Genomic DNA, 16,541 nt, shown 5'->3' with positions numbered 1-16,541 from the left:
TCTTATCTAAATATCTGAAATGTAAAAAACTCTGATTTGTATTCATCATTCATTTTCTCATATTGCGATATAGCTGATTCATAATTTTTTGCTTCGTGATAAAGTAAGGCTAAGGCTAATCGTGACTCAAGATTGCTTGGATTTTTTACACGAGATAGCTCAAGTAAGGCTATAGCTGAATTATTATGCCCTGCTCCAATAGCTGCAACACTAGCTAAAAATAAAATATCAGAATCTTCAATATGATAATCATCAATCAAACTATTATAAATTGCAAAACTCTCTTCAAATTCATTAGCATAAATATCTATATAAGCAAGCGCTTTTAAAGCTCCTATGTCTTCATTAGTTTTTAAATATTGCTTTAATTTTTCTCTTTCTTGTTGTAAAAGACCTGAAATCTGCATTAATTTTACATAGTTATACCCTACTATTTTAGCACCACCAAATAATGAGCGATAATCTAATTTTTTGTTGAGAAAATACATTTGAACATCTTTAGCATAGGCTTTTACATCTTTTTTATTATTTTTTAAAGAAAAATATAAAATATTTGCAATTATGTCATTATCACTTAAATCTATTAAAACTTTTGATTTATCTATCATCTTGTCATAATCATTTTGCATATAAAATCCAAGAATTTCTAAACTAATATTACTAATATTATTTGTATTAGTTTGGTTCAAAAAACCTTGCATATTTACATAATCTTTTTTCTTAATTGAAAGCAATGCTAAATAATAATTTCTATCTTTTTCATCTTCAACATAATTTAAATTATATTGTAAATCTTGCTCTAATTTCGTAGTATCATCATACAATAAATCCGAACAAAATAAAGCATAAATTCCTGCTCTTAAATCCTTAGGGTCTAAATGATAACTAGCTAAAAAGTGCTTTTTTGCTAAATCATATTTGCCTAAGAGTGCATATGCTAAACCTAAATCATATTGCAAAATACTATGCTGCGGATAAAGTTTTACTAATTCTTCTAATAATTCACTAGCACTCTTTATATCATAACTAAAAGCATAATTTAAAGCTTTTGTAATTTGTATATTTATCTTTGATAAAGTTTGACTATTTTTAAGATAATTTGAACTTTTATCTAAATCATCTAAGTAAATATTAACATTTGCCTTATTTATCATCTTAGTCGCACTTGTCGCATCAAATACTTTAAAAGGCGAAAAATAAAATATCAAATCATATTTTTGTTGCTTTGAATCTATAAAGGTTTTTTCATAAGTATGTTGAGCGTAATTTATATCAAATATCCTATCATCTATGGTTGTTTTTACATTATAGCTTGACTTGAGCCACTCTAAATCATTTTTTTCTAATTCTTTTAAAAACCTTGAAGCTTCTTGATATTCTGCTAATTTTATATCAACTAAAGCTAAAGCTAATTTTGTCTCTTTTGGTTTTATTCTTTTTTCAAGTGCATTTTTTAAATAAAATCTTGCTTTGTTATATTCAGCATTTCTTGCATAAAGTAATCCTAAAGATAAATTTTTATCATAAGAATCTTGTAAATTAATCTCTCTTATAGAATCAGAACTTTTATTAAATGAGCTTAATATTTTTGCTCTTAAATATCTTGCGTCGTTTTGATAAAGTGGATGGATTTGTTTATTTAATGCTTGTAAAGCTTCAGGATAAAATCCTTTATAAAAATTCACTAAACCTAAGTAATAATAATAAAGGCTTGAGTTTTTTTCATTACTTAAATAAGAATATGCTAAATCTATATAATATTTAAATTCTTTATCTTTTTGTAATTTTAAAGCACAAACAGCAGCATTTAAAGCAGCCACCGTGTTATTTTCATTATTTTCTAAAGCCTTTTGAAAACTCTCTAAAGCTCCTTTATAGTTTGCTTGTTTCATTCTTGAAACTCCTAAATTATAATGCGAAAAACTCTCATTATATTTAGCTATATTTTCATATATTTTTAAAGCTTCACTTTTGTTTCCACTCTCATATAAAGCATTGGCTTTTGCCACCATTAAATCTAATTTTTGGCTTTTAAATTGTTGAATACTTATTTTTGGCTCTATTAGCTCATTTTGCTCAACTTTAATTTCTTTTGACTTATCTTGAGTAAAAATTAAAAAAAGCAAAACTACTAATAAAATAATAATAAGTAAAGAAAGTCCAGCGATTAAAATTATACTTTTTTTGCTGAACTTACTTTGTTTTACTGGAAGAGTATTTCCTTCTTCAATAACAATTACTTGTTCTTCTGCCATACTTTATCTTACATATATTTTTGTAATACTTCAGGTATTGCTATTGTGCCATCTTCTCTTTGATAATTTTCCATAATAGCTACTAAAGTCCTACCTACTGCAAGGCTTGAACCATTTAGTGTATGAGCTAATTTGTTTTTACCATTTTCATCTTTATATCTTATTTTTGCGCGTCTTGCTTGAAAATCATAGCAATTACTAACAGAGCTAATTTCACGATATTTATTTTGTGCTGGTAGCCACACTTCTAAATCAACGGTTTTTCCTGCACTAAAGCCCAAATCCCCACTACAAAGCATTAAATGTCTATGAGCTAAACCTAAGCTTGTTAATAAATCACTTGCACAACTAAGCATATCTTCAAATACTTTATCGCTATCTTCTTGAGTGCTAATGCTTACAAGTTCAACTTTTCCGAATTGGTGTTGGCGGATAATTCCTTTTGTATCACGCCCCGCACTTCCTGCTTCTTTTCTAAAACAAGGTGAATAGCAAGTCATTTTGATAGGTAATTCATTTAAAGCTATAATTTCATCATTATATAGATTTGTTACACTAACTTCGCTTGTAGGGATTAAATACAATTCTTCGCCATCAATTTTGAATAAATCATCTTTAAATTTAGGTAATTGTCCTGTGCCAAACATAGTATTAGCATTTACAATATAAGGAGTATTTACAAACTCAAATCCTCTTGAGCGGTTAAAATCTATCATATAATTATATAATGCTCTTTCAAGTCTTGCACCTTCACCGCGTAAAGCTACAAAACGACTTTTAGCAACTTTTACACCACGCTCAAAATCAAGCCAACCAAGTGCCACACCTAAATCGTGATGGTCTTTTGGAGTGAAATTAAATGTTGGTGGAGTTAATACCTTTTTAATCTCTACATTTTCTTCTTCATCATTTCCAATAGGCACACAATCAGCTATTAAATTTGGAATACAAGCTGCAATTTCATTTAATTTAGCTTCACTTACGCTTACTTTTTCGTTTAATTCAGCTATTTTTTTCTTATTTTCATCTAAAGACTTTTTAAGCTCACTTATATCTTCTCCTGATTTTGCTTTAAGTCCCATTTCTTTTGAGAATTTGTTTTGAAAACTTTGAGCGTTTTCTAATTCTATTTTTAACGCTTTTGTATCATTGTAGCTATCTAATAAACTTTTTAAAACCCCATCATCTACTTTTTTTGCTTTTAATTTTTGATTAAAAACTTCATAATTTTCTTCAATTTTTCTTAAATCTATCATAATTTCTCCTTATAAACTTAAAGCTTTATAAACTTGTTGCATTTTATTTTGCGCTAATATACTAGCTTTTTTTGCACCATCGTTTAATATATCAGCAATTTCTTTACCTTGCAATAATCTTTCATACTCACTTCTAGCCTTGTCAAAATACTCCCAAATAACATCACATAAATACAATTTAAAATGCCCGTATCCTTCTCCACCTTTTTCATATCTTGCACGAAGACTTGCTAAACCATTTTCATCTAAAAATAATTCAGCAATTTTATATATATTACAATTTTTCCAATCCTTAGGCTCTTCAATAGGAGTGCTATCGCTTACTATTTTATTTACTTGTTTTTTAAGTTGTTTATAACTTGTGAAAATATCAATAGTATTGCCATAACTTTTACTCATTTTAGCACCATCTGTGCCTACTATTGTTTGAGTATTTTCATCAACTAATGCTTCAGGGATAGTAAATACATTTCCAAATTCATTATTAAATTTAATTGCAATATCTCTTGTAATTTCTAGGTGTTGAATTTGGTCTTTTCCAACAGGAACTAATGGTGCATCAAACAATAAAATATCAGCCGCCATTAAAACAGGATATGAAAATAAGCCGTGATTTGCACTAAGACCTTTTGCTATTTTATCCTTATATGAATGTGCTCTTTCAAGTAATCCCATAGGAGTAAATTGCGATAGTATCCAATAAAGTTCTAAGACTTCTTTAACATCACTTTGTAAATAAAATATACTTTTATTTGGATTTAATCCTAAAGCTAAAAATGCAGCTGCTGCTTTATTAATATTATCTTTAAAATTACTAGCTGTTTTTTTATCCTTTAAAATACTTGTCATAGCGTGATAATTTGCAATAAACATTATCATTTCATTATCATTTTGTCTTTTCATCATTGGAGCTATTGCTCCAAAATAATTGCCTATATGCAAATCCCCACTTGGCTGAAGTCCTGTAAAAATTCTCATTTGTTCTCCATATCTTTACTTGTAATTTAAAATTTATGCTTAATATAGAGCAAAAAAATTAATAAAGGAGCTTAAATGCTATATGATTTAGTAGTAATAGGTGCAGGTCCAGCAGGAATTGCAAGTGCTTATGAAGCACATAAAAATGGTTTAAAAAATGTTTTATTAATAGAAAAAGCAGCAGAGAATTGTCAAACTTTTAGAACTTATTATAAAGATGGAAAAAGAGTTGATAAAGTTTATAATAAAATTGATATTCCAAACTTAGGAAATATACCTTTTGAAGATGGAACAAAAGAAAGCTCATTAGAATTATTTACAAGCCTTTGCGATGGTTCTTTTGAAGTAATGTTTTCAAATGAAGTTGAGAAAATCAAGCAAGTTGATGGAAATTTAGTTGTATATTCAAGTAAAGGCGAATTTAAAACAAAAAATGCAGTAATTTCAATAGGTAGAATGGGAAAACCAAATAAACCAAGTTATAAACTACCTTCAAAATTAAGTAAAGTTATCAATTTTAACGCAAACGACGCTAAAGAAAATGAAAAAATCTTAGTAGTTGGTGGTGGTAATAGTGCTGTTGAATACGCTGTTGATTTAAGCAAAAAAGCAAATGTTACATTATGCTATAGAAGAGCTGAATTTAGTAGAATTAATGAAATAAATCATAAAAATGTATATGAAGCAAAACTTACTTTAAAATTAGCAACTGATATTAGCGAAGTAAATGAAGTAGATAACAAACCTGAAGTTACTTATACTAATGGTGAAAAAGAGATTTTTGATAGGATAATTTATGGAATTGGTGGCTCTACTCCAGTTGATTTTCTAACAAATAGTGGAATAGAAATTGATGATAAAGGCGTTCCTACTTTTGATACAAATATGCAAAGTAATGTTAAAAATATTTTCGTAGCAGGAGATATTGCTAGTAAAAATGGAGAAAGCATAATAACTGCTTTAAATCACGCTAAAAAAATTGCTGATTATATTATTAAGGGTTAAGCTTGGCTAAGAAGAATTTAACACTATATAGCTTAGGTGCTTGTGCTGTTATTTTAGGTGGAATTTATTTTGTAATTCCATCTAAAGACACAAAAACAAACCAAACACCAATAAAACCACAAGTAAAAATAGAGCAAAAACAACAAACAAAACAAGTGCAATTGCCAAAACTTGAAGAACAAAACTATAAGATATTAAATGATAGAATTGTAAAGCTTACAAAGCAAATAGAAAGCTTAAAAAATAGCAATACCAAAGCCAATGAAATAGAAAATCTATATCAAGAAATTGAAAAATTAAAAATACAAAACGAACAATTAGAAACTAAGAATAATGAATTAGTTCATCGTTTAAATAACGAAAGTTTATTAGTAAATGAAAATAGCAAAAACTCATATCAGCAAATGATAGATAAACTAAATGAAGATTTAGCAAATTATAAAAGCGAAAATGATAGTTTAAAATTAAGCTTAAATGATAAAGAAAACGCTGTTAAAAATCTAAATTCTTTACTAGGAACTCTTAGTAATCAAAAACAAATGGACGAATTTGAACACGATAATTTAGCAAGAAAATTGCAAGATGAATTAGATAAAGCAAATGCAAAAATCATAGCAAATCAAAAAAATTACACAGATGTGGTTAAAGAAAATGATATTTTAAAACAAAGAGTAAAAAATCTAGGGAATTTAGAAAGTGTAAATGCTGAATTAAGTAAAGTAAATAACGAACTTAACTTAAAAAATCTTGAATTAAGTAAAGAAATAAAAGCAGCAAGCAAGTTAAATGATGAATTAAAAAGCAATAATAATTCTGATTTTGTAAAGCTTAATTTGGATAATAAAAATCTCCAAGCAAAATTAGATGATGCCAAAACTTCAATATTAAAACTAAATCAAGTTAAAAATGATTTGGAACAAAAATTAGATAATTTAAAAAATATTGAAAAACAAAGAGATGAATTAAAAAATGAAGTTTTTCAGGCAAAACTAGAACTTGAAAAATCTAAAAACGAACAAACTAAAGTGATTAAGGATTTAAGTGATAAAAGCCAAAATTCACTTGATAATCTTACAAAAGAGCTAAATAAAGTTAATGAATCTAATGCTAAATTACAAGATAAAAATACAAAAAATGAAATAGCATTAAAAGATATGCAACTAAAAAATAAAGAACTAGAATTAGACTCAAAGAAAAAAGAAAAAGATTTAAGTGAAACAATAGCAAAACTTCAAAAAATTGATGAACAATTAAAAGCAAGTAATGCAAATAATATGGATTTAAAAACAAAATTAGATAATTTACAAAAAGAAAAAATAGAATTAACCACGCAATTAAATAAAATTAATAATGAGTTTTTAAACTATAAAAACGATAGCTTAAGTAACAAACAAAACGATGTTAAAGACTTAAATAATAAGCTTTACGAAAGTTCAAAAGCTTATGATGAGCTAAATGTAAAATATATTGCTTTAAAAGAAGAATATGCGGCTAAAGAACTAGATAATAATAAAGCAAAACAAGAAAACAAAACACTTTTAGATGAGATTGAACAACTAAAATTAACTATTAGTAAGGATACAAATTCTGAAAGAGTTTTAGCCTTAGAAGAAGAAAAAGATAAGCTATTAAAACAACTAAATGAAATAAATATCAAAACTTTAAATAACTATAATCAAGAAAATAGCGAACTAATAGCAAAAAAAGAAAAAATTCAAGAATTAGAAAAAAAACTTGAATTAGCTCAAAAAGGAAGTTCGTTAAATACAAATAGTTTAAAACTACAAGATACTTTTGTTTGTGATGATATAAAATCAGGAGTAATTGGACTTAGTAAAACTTGCTCGCTTGAACTTGATAAATTCTTAGCAAAATATAATCAAAATTATTTATATGAGATAACTCCTATAATTGATGATAGTGGCTTTAAGAGTTTAAGTGCTATTGATGGAGTTCATATGGCTAGCAAAGAAGTGCAAAGATTAACTCGCTTAGCTAATTTTGGATTATCAAAAGATAGAACAAAAAGTGCTGCAAGTTATATAAAATCAAAAATTCCTAATGCACTAATTAGCTCAAGTTTAGAGCCTGAATACTCAAAAGACAATAAAAAAGGCTTTATTTTAAGAGTTTATAAATGATAATTTATCAATATAAAAACGGCTATCGCTACAATAGTGATAGCATAATTTTATATGATTTTATAAATAAAGATAAGCTTAAAGGAATAGGACTTGATATTGGTGCTGGGAGTGGAATTTTAAGCCTATTATTAAGCGAAAATAAAAATATAAAAATAGATGCAATTGATATTCAAGAAGAAAATGTAAAACTATGCAAAAAAAATTATGAAAAAAATAATCTTGATTATAAAGTAATTTTAGGTGATATTAAAGATTATAAAGTTTATAATTATTATGATTTTATAATCTCTAATCCACCATTTTATTCTAAAATGCAAGCACAAAATAAGCATTTAAATATTTCAAGACATATTGATTTTTTGCCACTTGAAATATTGCTAAAAAGTGCTGATAAATTATTAAAACCAAAAGGTTTTTTATATTTTTGTTATGATGCTAAAAAAATTGATTTAATATTTGAAACCTTAAAAAATACGAATTTAAAATGCGAAATAATAAGATTTATTCACACAAAAGCAGAAAAACCATCAAATTTAGTATTAATTAAAGCAAGAAAATTAAGCAAAAGCGATGTGCTGATTTTGCCACCTTTAATATGTAACGATAGTAATGGCACAACAAAAGAATTTAATTCAATTTATCAAAATATCAAGGTTCAAAGTTATGATTTACAATAAAGATTACTCATATTCATTTGATGAGAGTAAATGCAGTGAGTGTGGCGGTAAGTGTTGCACGGGTGAGAGTGGTTATATATTTTTAACTAGCGATGAAATTATCCAACTAGCTAAGATAAAAAATACAACTTTTAATGATTTTGTTAATAAATATTGCATTAAAGTAGGCGTTAGGTTTAGCCTAATTGAAAAGCCATATAACAATGGTTTTGCTTGTATATTTTTTGATGAAATTAATAAAAATTGTGGAGTATATGAAGCAAGACCTATGCAATGTAGAACATTTCCGTTTTGGGAATATTTTAAAAATAACCTAAAGGAGCTTAAAAAAGAATGTATTGGAGTAAATTAATACTAATCTTATTAGCTAGTATTACTTTTGCTGATAGTATTGATGATTTGCGTTTAAATGCAATGTTAAACGAAAATAATAATGCTAAATTATCTAGCGAATCATATTTAAAATTATATGATGAAACAAAATTAAAAGCTTATTTAGAAAATGGAATAAAACAAGGTTTTATTGCTAATTTAAATATGGATAAAGCAGTAAATACTCTAAGAGATATTGATAAAGATAATAATTTAATCAAAAAACTAGATATTGTTAAATTAGTAGAACAAAAAAATTATAAACAAGCAAAAAAAGAATATTACAAATTCATATCAAAAAACGAAGATTTTACACTAGCTAATGCTATGAGTAAGGAGCTGTTTAATCAAGGATTAAAAAAAGAAGCCTTACAAATATCTAAAGATTATTATAAAAAATATAGCAATTTATACTCATTATATTTATATATTGAAATGCTTATGGCTAACGAAAAATATAAAGATGTAGTAAAACTAACAGAAGAATTTAATAAAACCGCAGAAGAAAATAATAAAGTAGATACAGAATTAGCTCCTTTTTTACTAATGCGTTTAAATGCTTTAAAAGCTCTTAATATGTGGGAGAAAACGATTAGATTAGACCCTAAAGGCTATTCAGAACAAATATTAAAATTATTTAAAGAAAAAGATTATAAAAATATCAAAGAATATACTAAATTAGTGCCTATAAATCCTGATTATTCATTGTTTTTGTTGTATAGATTAGAAGCGCTTTATGAACTTAATAATTCTTCAGATATTGATGAGATTTTTAGCTTAGGAATGAAGCTTTATGAATTTACAAATAATAAAGATATTTTATACACAATAACTAAGAAATTATTGGAATTTAACAAGAAAAAAGAACTTTATGAAATAGCTAATTTAGATGATGAATTAGCTTATAAAGTATATTTTAATTTAAAAGAATATAAAAAACTTAGTGAATTTTTATATCAAAAAGCAATTAAAGAAAATAATAATAGTTATTTAATAGAATCATATATATACGAAATGCTAGATAATCCTAAAGAATTTGATTATTTCAAATTAGATGAATTAGTAGCTAAAGGTGGTGTTGCTCCTAATATGCTAAATATATATGCTTATACAATAATTGATGAAAAAATTGATATTGCAAAAGGTATAAAACTAATACAAAAAGCTTTAGAACAAGAACCTGATAATGCTTATTTTCTTGATACTTTAGCTTGGGGATATTATTTAATAAATGATTGCAAAAACGCACAAGAAACTATGCAAAAAGTATTACAAAACGAAGATGTTTTAAATGAAGATGAAATAAAACTACATAATCAAAGGATAAATAAATGCAAGAATTAAGCAAAGAAATTCTAATAAAAAGCCTTGGATTTAATCTGTTTTATCCAAGAGATTTAAGTGAATTTAAAAATGAAATAATTAAATTTAGCTATGACTTAAATGATTTAAATGATGCTTTTATTACCAGTGATTTTGATGAGCTAGGTTATGCTAGGCGTTATGTTAAAAAACATTTATTTTATTATTCAAAAAACTTAAGCGAAGATGAATTAATCAAAGCTAGTATTTACGGAGCTGATGGGATTATTTTGGATAAAATTGCTAATAATGATTTATTAAATCTTGCAAAAAATTGTGGTTTTAGCTTAGGATTTTTAGCTAAAAATAATATAGATTTATTTAAAGCTACCATAAAACAATTTGATATTTTTATTGCTAACGATAAATTATTAAAAAATGTTCCAAATACTAAATATAAAGGAATTCTTAATGCAACACCTAAAAGCACCTTGGCGTGATAAATATTTTAAAGAAGATAGAAGTTTATGTCCTTTTTGCGAAGATAGTGAAGTGCTAGTTTATGAAGATGAGTTATGTAGGGTTTTAATGAATAAATATCCTTATTCTCCAGGACATATTCTAATAACTCCTAGAAAGCATGTTGAGTTTTTAAACGATTTAGATGAGATAATTTGGCTTAGAATGGCAAAAATAGCTAGATTTGCTGAAAATATTATGAGAACAACCTTGCACGCACAAGGAGTAAATATCGGACTTAATTTAGGCGATGCAGCAGGTGCTGGTATAGCAAAACACTTGCATTTACATGTCTTACCAAGATGGCATAAGGATACTAATTTTATAACCACTATTTGTGATACTAGAGTTATAGGGACTAGCCTAGATGAATTATATTTAAAGATAAAAGAGAGCTTTAAAAACTACAATGCAGCTAATTAGTGCTAAAGAATTTTTAAATATTAATAAAAATATTTTAATAGACGCAAGAAGTCCAAATGAATACAAAAAAGCACATTTAAAAAAAGCCTTAAACTTTTTTGCTTTAAATAACGAAGAGCATAAATTAGTAGGGACAAAATATGCTACTAATAAATTTAACGCAAAGTTATTAGGAGCTAGTTTTATTTGTAAAAACACAAGCATTCATCTTAAAAAAATACAAAATATAGCAAATCCACATAAAGATGAAATATATATTTATTGTGCTAGGGGCGGTCAGCGAAGTGGCGCGATAGGTCATATTTTAAGTGAGATTGGATTTAAAGTCTATAAATGCGAAGGTGGTTTTAAAGAACTTAGAAACGAGATGATTTCATATCTTAATAGCTATCAAAATCCTAATTTTGTAAGCCTAGCAGGAAATACAGCTTGTGGTAAAACAAGGCTTTTAAAATTACTTGATAATAAAATAGATTTAGAAAAATTAGCCCATCATTTCGGCTCAACTTTTGGCTCTCGTGGGTTTTTACAACCTAGCCAACAACAATTTGATATAAATCTAATAAATGAATTAAAAGTATTAAAAGATGCAAAAGTATTCATAGAAGCAGAGAGCAAAAACATAGGAACTATAACTTTATTTAATAATTTTTACGAGCAAATGAATAGCGGTATTAAGGTGTTTTGCGAAGCTAGTTTGGATATTAGAGTGCAAAATTGTGTGAATGATTATCAAAACATTAGCTCGGAGTTTTTTTATTTTTGTCTTGAGAGATTAAAGCCTTATTTAGGAAATGCCTTAGTTTATGAGCTAAGCACTGCTTATAATAATAAGGATTTAAAAAGTGTAGCAAAAATACTTTTAGTCAATTATTATGATAAGGTCTATAAAAAACCTAAGGAATTTGATTTATTATTAAATCTTGATGATTTAGAAAAAGCTAAAAATGAGTTAATGAAATTGTAATTTTATAATCTAAAGGATTTTTATGGATAATGTAAGCTCAAGCATATTAACTTTTGATAAATTAACCGAACGAAATCTTAGCATACCTGATTATCAACGCCCTTATGTATGGGAATTAAAACAAATAAAAATGCTTTTAAAAGATATTGAAAATAGTGAAAGTGGAGCTTTGCTTGGCTCTATTATTTTACACGAAATCAAGCGAGATGATAAAACAATTTATGAAGTAATAGACGGACAGCAAAGACTAACTACGATTAAGCTTATTCTGATGGTGTTAAGTGAATATAAAATTGTTATGGAAAATCACAATGGATATAGTAACTACCTAAGTAATGTAAGCTTTTTTCATAAAATTTCTCAAGATAATATCAAGACTAATTACGAGTATATTAAAAACTATTTGAGTAATAAAGATAAGGCTAAAGATTTTTTAGAAAATCTAGAAAAAACTCAATTTATAATAGTAGCTACAACAAAAGCCGATGATGCTTTTATCTTTTTTGACAATACCAACTCAAAAGGCAAAAAGCTAGAAAACTATGATTTAATAAAAGCTTTTCATTTACAAGCCATGCAAGAGCATCATAAAGATTTGCAAAATGCTAATGCTAGATATTTTGAGAGCGTTATAAATGCCGATAAAGATAATATCAATAAATTTTTAAATCAAATACTAAATTTTACTAGGAAAATCATCAAACAAGAGCACGAAAGAACCAAGTGGTGGAGTGATGATTTGATATTTGATGAGTTTTGTAAAGAAAATTTATCAGGGCCAAGTTCGTGTGATTATGGAATTATTAGCGATTTTGCAAATGGGGTTGAGTTTTTTGAATATTTTAGAAAATTTTATGAAATGATAAAAATCATAAAGCAAGCAGATTTTTATCAAAAGTTAAATCACTTAGATGGGACAGGATATTTGCAAAACGCATTATGTATGTGTATGGTGGTGTTTATGGATAGGTTTAAAAGTGGTAATTTTAACAAGATGATAAGATTTACTACAAGGATTATTTATATAAATAGACTTATCTATAAAAGTGTGCGATGGGAAAGCACGATGGGTAGTAGTGAAAAAATCATAAAAACTATATTCTTAAATAATTATGAGAGCAAGATTTATGAAAGTCTTGATGAGATAGCTAGGGAGTGTTATGCGTATGAGCAAGAAAAGATCGCAGAAAATCCAATCGATGGTGGAAAGCGTAAAGACTATAAAGAGCTATGTAAAGATTATTTAAATGAAGAATTTAAAAAATATGGGGTTTTAGGTCATTATGTAGGATAATAAAATGAAACAATATAAAGAAACAACTTCGCAGATTTGTAGTTTAGGTGAAATTTTATCAAATAATGAATTTAATAAAATATTTATAATTCCGCCTTATCAAAGGCTTTATGCTTGGAAAGATGAGCAAATAAAAGCTCTTTTAGATGATTTTAAGAATTGTATGAATGATAATAACAAATCTCATTTTATAGGAAATGTTGTGGTGGCTAACAACGAAGATAATTTTGAGCTTGTAGATGGTCAGCAAAGGCTTAGCACGATATTTTTCTTATGTGTGTATATGTGCTTTAAAAATAACAAAATGCAAGAAGCAAAAGGAGATTTTGAAAAAGCTTATAAATTTGCTTTTGTTCAAAAAGGTAAAGAAGAAAAATGCAGAATTTATATGCCTATTAGAGAAGATGATGAAAATGCTATTTGGGATTATGATTTTGAAAAAACAAATGCAAATATTAAATTAGCTTTTGATTATTTTGATGAGTATTTTGAAGACAATGAGCTAAAAAGCTTTTGTAATTTTATCTTTACTAATGTTAAGCTTAATCTAGTGATTTTAGGCGATCAAGTCGAGATAAATAAATACTTCGTAAGGATGAATAATACAGGCGTTCAGCTTGATGGCACAGATATTTTAAAGGCAAGGTTATTAAAACTAATAAGTGATAATGATAACAGCCAAGTTACAGAATACGCTAGGATATTTGATGAATGTTCGCAGATGAATTATTTTTCTGATTTTTCTAAAAATTATGAGAATACAAGTGGGGAAGCTCCAACTATTAACAATATAATTGATAATGCAAAAAAAATACAAAATTATTCAAATAATGATAATAACCGAGCAGAATTTGAGAGTATAATTGATTTTCCTACCTTTGTTTTGCATGTTTTTAAGATTTTATCAAGGCAAGAATTAAAAGAAGAACCTAGTAAAAAGATTTTCAAAGAAGGAACACAAATATTAATAAAAAAAGACAAATTCCTTGAAAACACTTGGGATAAATTAAATGTTAATTTGGAAGCAGAACAAGCAAAAATAATCATAAAAGCTTTAAAAGATTATAGAATCATCTTTGATGTATTTGTGATAAAGAAAAAATTAGAAGATGGCGATAAGGCTTATTATAAATTTAACAATATAAAAGATGAAGAATTAAATAAAGATGAGAATTTCAAAAATAATTTAAAGGCTTTAGAAACTATTCAAAACTATCTAAGAGTAGCAAGGCGTGGGGATAATATCAACTACCACCACTTTTTAACACATTATTTAGAATTTTGTAAAAATAAAATCATAGAAGAGCAAAAAGAAATAACTAATGAAAATTGTTTGGAAATATTAAAAAACAATGCTGACAAACTTAAAGACTACCTAAAAAATATTGATGACTTTTTGGCAATCAAACAATTTAATATGGCAAATGATACTTTAAACAATAAACCAAATTTAATTGATGAAATTAATGCAATAAATTTTGGCGATACAATTTCAATAAAAGATGATTTAAGTAATATAAATGAAGATAAATTTAGTTTTTTAAACTATAACAATCGTGGAAATTATAAAGTAAATCTTACTTACTGGTTTCATCGTTTGGAATATTATTTGTTAATCAATAAGGATGAAGATAATAATGAATATTCAAACTATCAAAAAAATTATCGTTTTAGATATATTAATTCAATAGAGCACATTCACGCTCAAAATATCGCTTACGGTGATGGATTTAAAGATGAAATTTTGCATAGTTTTGGTAATTTAGCATTAATTAGCTCTAGTGAAAATTCAAGCTTAAGTAACAATTCTTTTATAGCCAAAAAAGACTGGTTTAAAAATAATGATATTATGAGCCTTAAGCTTTTTAAGGTATTTGAAAATGACAATTGGGATGAAGAAAAGGTAATAGCCCACCAAGATGCAATGCTAAAAGTCTTACAAAAATCATTTGAAAATACATAAAATAAATTCAAATACACGAGATGAATTTGTTTCGTGTATCTTTAATCTAAATTAAATAATTTTGCGAGAGTGAAGTTCTTAAACCAAATATAAAATTAAAATGAAATTCCTAATTAAAATTCTAAAAAAAATTTTTTAGAAAAATCACATATGGACATAATCAGGCACTTGATTATGATACAATCGCTAAAATCAAAGAAGTAAAAATGTTAAAATTAATAGAAAAGATATATGGTGATAAAATAACTTTAGCATATAGCGAAGAAGGTTTATTTATAGAAGAAGGCGTTGTTTTAAAGATTATTTATAATATATTATTAAAAGATGTCAAAGGCTGTGGTATTCACGAATATACCTTTTTTCAACTTTCTCAAATGTTAGAAAATATTAAATGCGGAGTATTGAAAGCATATGATAATTACGATGCAATAAATGTAGAAAATGGTTGTATTATATATACAAATTTACCGCAAGACTGCAACTTTTATGAATATGTTGAAACGATGAATAATATATACAATAGACTAGAAGAAGGTGTAGTGTTTTTTGACCAAAACATAGAAGATGAGTTTAAAATATTTGTCTTAAGCCCTACAAAGCCTTTAGTTCAAAGTAAAATTTCAAATAAAAACAATCTAAAACCAACTACAAAAGAAGAATTAAAAGAGCTAGTAAATGATGAAAGCATTTATCTAGGTGATATTGATACAAGTTTAATTACCGATATGAGTTGGCTTTTTTATGATTGTAAGCGAAGTGATTTTAGTGGGATTAACGAGTGGGACACTAGCAAAGTGCTTAATATGAGTGGGATGTTTGCTCATTGTTATTATTTTAATGAAGAGCTTAGTTTTGATACTTCTAATGTAGTTGATATGAGTTTTATGTTTGCTGATAGTAATTTTAACAATAAACTTTCATTTAATACAAGTAATGTAAAGGATATGAAATTTATGTTTTTTATATGTGATTTTAATCAAAAACTTGATTTTGATACTTCTAATGTAAAAGATATGAGAGGTATGTTTGCAGGTTGCTTAGATTTTAATCAATTACTTAAGTTTAACACAAGCAATGTAGAAGACATGAGTGTTATGTTTTCTTGTTGTGAAAAGTTTAATCAAAAACTTGCATTTGATACTTCTAATGTAAAAGATATGAATGCAATGTTTGCATATTGTTTTAATTTTAATCAAGAGCTTGAATTTGATACAAAAAATGTAGAAAATATGGAAAATATGTTTTATTATTGTAAAAGTTTTAATCAAAAGATCGAATTTGATACTTCTAATGTAAAAGATATTGTAGATATGTTTAAAGAGTGTAAGAGCTTAGAGAAACTACCTAGATTTTACACAGATTACTTAGAAAATAAATGTGAATAGA

General features: G+C 26.4%; 14 protein-coding genes. 11 read left to right on the top strand and 3 right to left on the bottom strand.

Annotated elements, in window-relative coordinates; all coding sequences use genetic code 11:
- Nucleotides 1–2 precede the first annotated feature (2 nt).
- Genes AVBRAN9334_RS02335 through trpS form a run of 3 tightly spaced genes read right to left on the bottom strand, consistent with a single transcriptional unit; the run spans nucleotide 3 to nucleotide 4,489 of the window.
- A complete protein-coding gene (locus AVBRAN9334_RS02335; RefSeq protein ID WP_214120054.1) occupies nucleotides 3–2,255 on the bottom strand; it encodes a tetratricopeptide repeat protein in 2,253 nt (750 codons plus the stop codon).
- An 8-nt stretch (nucleotides 2,256–2,263) separates the two neighbouring features.
- A complete protein-coding gene (gene serS / locus AVBRAN9334_RS02330) occupies nucleotides 2,264–3,511 on the bottom strand; it encodes a serine--tRNA ligase (RefSeq protein WP_214120055.1) in 1,248 nt (415 codons plus the stop codon).
- Between the two features lie 9 nt (nucleotides 3,512–3,520).
- Complete coding sequence (trpS, locus tag AVBRAN9334_RS02325; protein WP_336606916.1) at nucleotides 3,521–4,489, bottom strand: tryptophan--tRNA ligase; 969 nt, start codon at nucleotides 4,487–4,489, stop codon at nucleotides 3,521–3,523.
- Nucleotides 4,490–4,564: 75 nt separating this feature from the next.
- Here trpS and AVBRAN9334_RS02320 point away from each other — a divergent pair, with 75 nt between their 5' ends.
- From AVBRAN9334_RS02320 to AVBRAN9334_RS02270, 11 genes are all read left to right on the top strand, one after another.
- A complete protein-coding gene (locus tag AVBRAN9334_RS02320) occupies nucleotides 4,565–5,494 on the top strand; it encodes an NAD(P)-binding domain-containing protein (protein WP_214116693.1) in 930 nt (309 codons plus the stop codon).
- Nucleotides 5,495–5,496: 2 nt separating this feature from the next.
- On the top strand, nucleotides 5,497–7,635 hold the full coding sequence (locus AVBRAN9334_RS02315) for a hypothetical protein (RefSeq protein WP_336606915.1): 2,139 nt from the start codon (nucleotides 5,497–5,499) through the stop codon (nucleotides 7,633–7,635).
- Nucleotides 7,632–8,315 (top strand): tRNA1(Val) (adenine(37)-N6)-methyltransferase, encoded by a 684-nt coding sequence (locus tag AVBRAN9334_RS02310; protein ID WP_214120057.1) that lies wholly within the window; start codon nucleotides 7,632–7,634, stop codon nucleotides 8,313–8,315. The genes AVBRAN9334_RS02315 and AVBRAN9334_RS02310 overlap by 4 nt, the downstream gene beginning before the upstream one ends.
- Nucleotides 8,302–8,667, top strand: a complete 366-nt coding sequence (locus AVBRAN9334_RS02305) for a YkgJ family cysteine cluster protein (protein WP_214116687.1) — start codon at nucleotides 8,302–8,304, stop codon at nucleotides 8,665–8,667. The genes AVBRAN9334_RS02310 and AVBRAN9334_RS02305 overlap by 14 nt, the downstream gene beginning before the upstream one ends.
- Nucleotides 8,649–10,031 (top strand): tetratricopeptide repeat protein, encoded by a 1,383-nt coding sequence (locus tag AVBRAN9334_RS02300; protein WP_336606914.1) that lies wholly within the window; start codon nucleotides 8,649–8,651, stop codon nucleotides 10,029–10,031. The genes AVBRAN9334_RS02305 and AVBRAN9334_RS02300 overlap by 19 nt, the downstream gene beginning before the upstream one ends.
- Entirely contained in the window at nucleotides 10,019–10,489 is a 471-nt protein-coding gene (locus tag AVBRAN9334_RS02295) for a hypothetical protein (RefSeq protein ID WP_336606913.1), read from the top strand. The genes AVBRAN9334_RS02300 and AVBRAN9334_RS02295 overlap by 13 nt, the downstream gene beginning before the upstream one ends.
- On the top strand, nucleotides 10,461–10,931 hold the full coding sequence (locus AVBRAN9334_RS02290) for an HIT family protein (protein WP_336606912.1): 471 nt from the start codon (nucleotides 10,461–10,463) through the stop codon (nucleotides 10,929–10,931). The genes AVBRAN9334_RS02295 and AVBRAN9334_RS02290 overlap by 29 nt, the downstream gene beginning before the upstream one ends.
- Nucleotides 10,918–11,898: a tRNA 2-selenouridine(34) synthase MnmH gene (gene mnmH, locus AVBRAN9334_RS02285; RefSeq protein ID WP_336606911.1), complete on the top strand. Its 981-nt coding sequence runs from the start codon at nucleotides 10,918–10,920 to the stop codon at nucleotides 11,896–11,898. Before AVBRAN9334_RS02290 ends, mnmH begins: the two co-directional genes overlap by 14 nt.
- Nucleotides 11,899–11,920: 22 nt before the next feature.
- Nucleotides 11,921–13,192, top strand: a complete 1,272-nt coding sequence (locus tag AVBRAN9334_RS02280) for a DUF262 domain-containing protein (RefSeq protein WP_336606910.1) — start codon at nucleotides 11,921–11,923, stop codon at nucleotides 13,190–13,192.
- 4 nt (nucleotides 13,193–13,196) lie between these two features.
- Entirely contained in the window at nucleotides 13,197–15,155 is a 1,959-nt protein-coding gene (locus AVBRAN9334_RS02275) for a DUF262 domain-containing protein (RefSeq protein ID WP_336606909.1), read from the top strand.
- Nucleotides 15,156–15,361: 206 nt separating this feature from the next.
- Complete coding sequence (locus AVBRAN9334_RS02270) at nucleotides 15,362–16,540, top strand: BspA family leucine-rich repeat surface protein (RefSeq protein WP_336606908.1); 1,179 nt, start codon at nucleotides 15,362–15,364, stop codon at nucleotides 16,538–16,540.
- Nucleotide 16,541 lies beyond the last annotated feature (1 nt).

The organism is Campylobacter sp. RM9334 (genome assembly GCF_020138145.1).
GTDB lineage: Bacteria > Campylobacterota > Campylobacteria > Campylobacterales > Campylobacteraceae > Campylobacter_E.
Note: the sequence above shows the minus strand (reverse complement) of the source record. Positions and strands in the feature narration are given on the sequence as shown.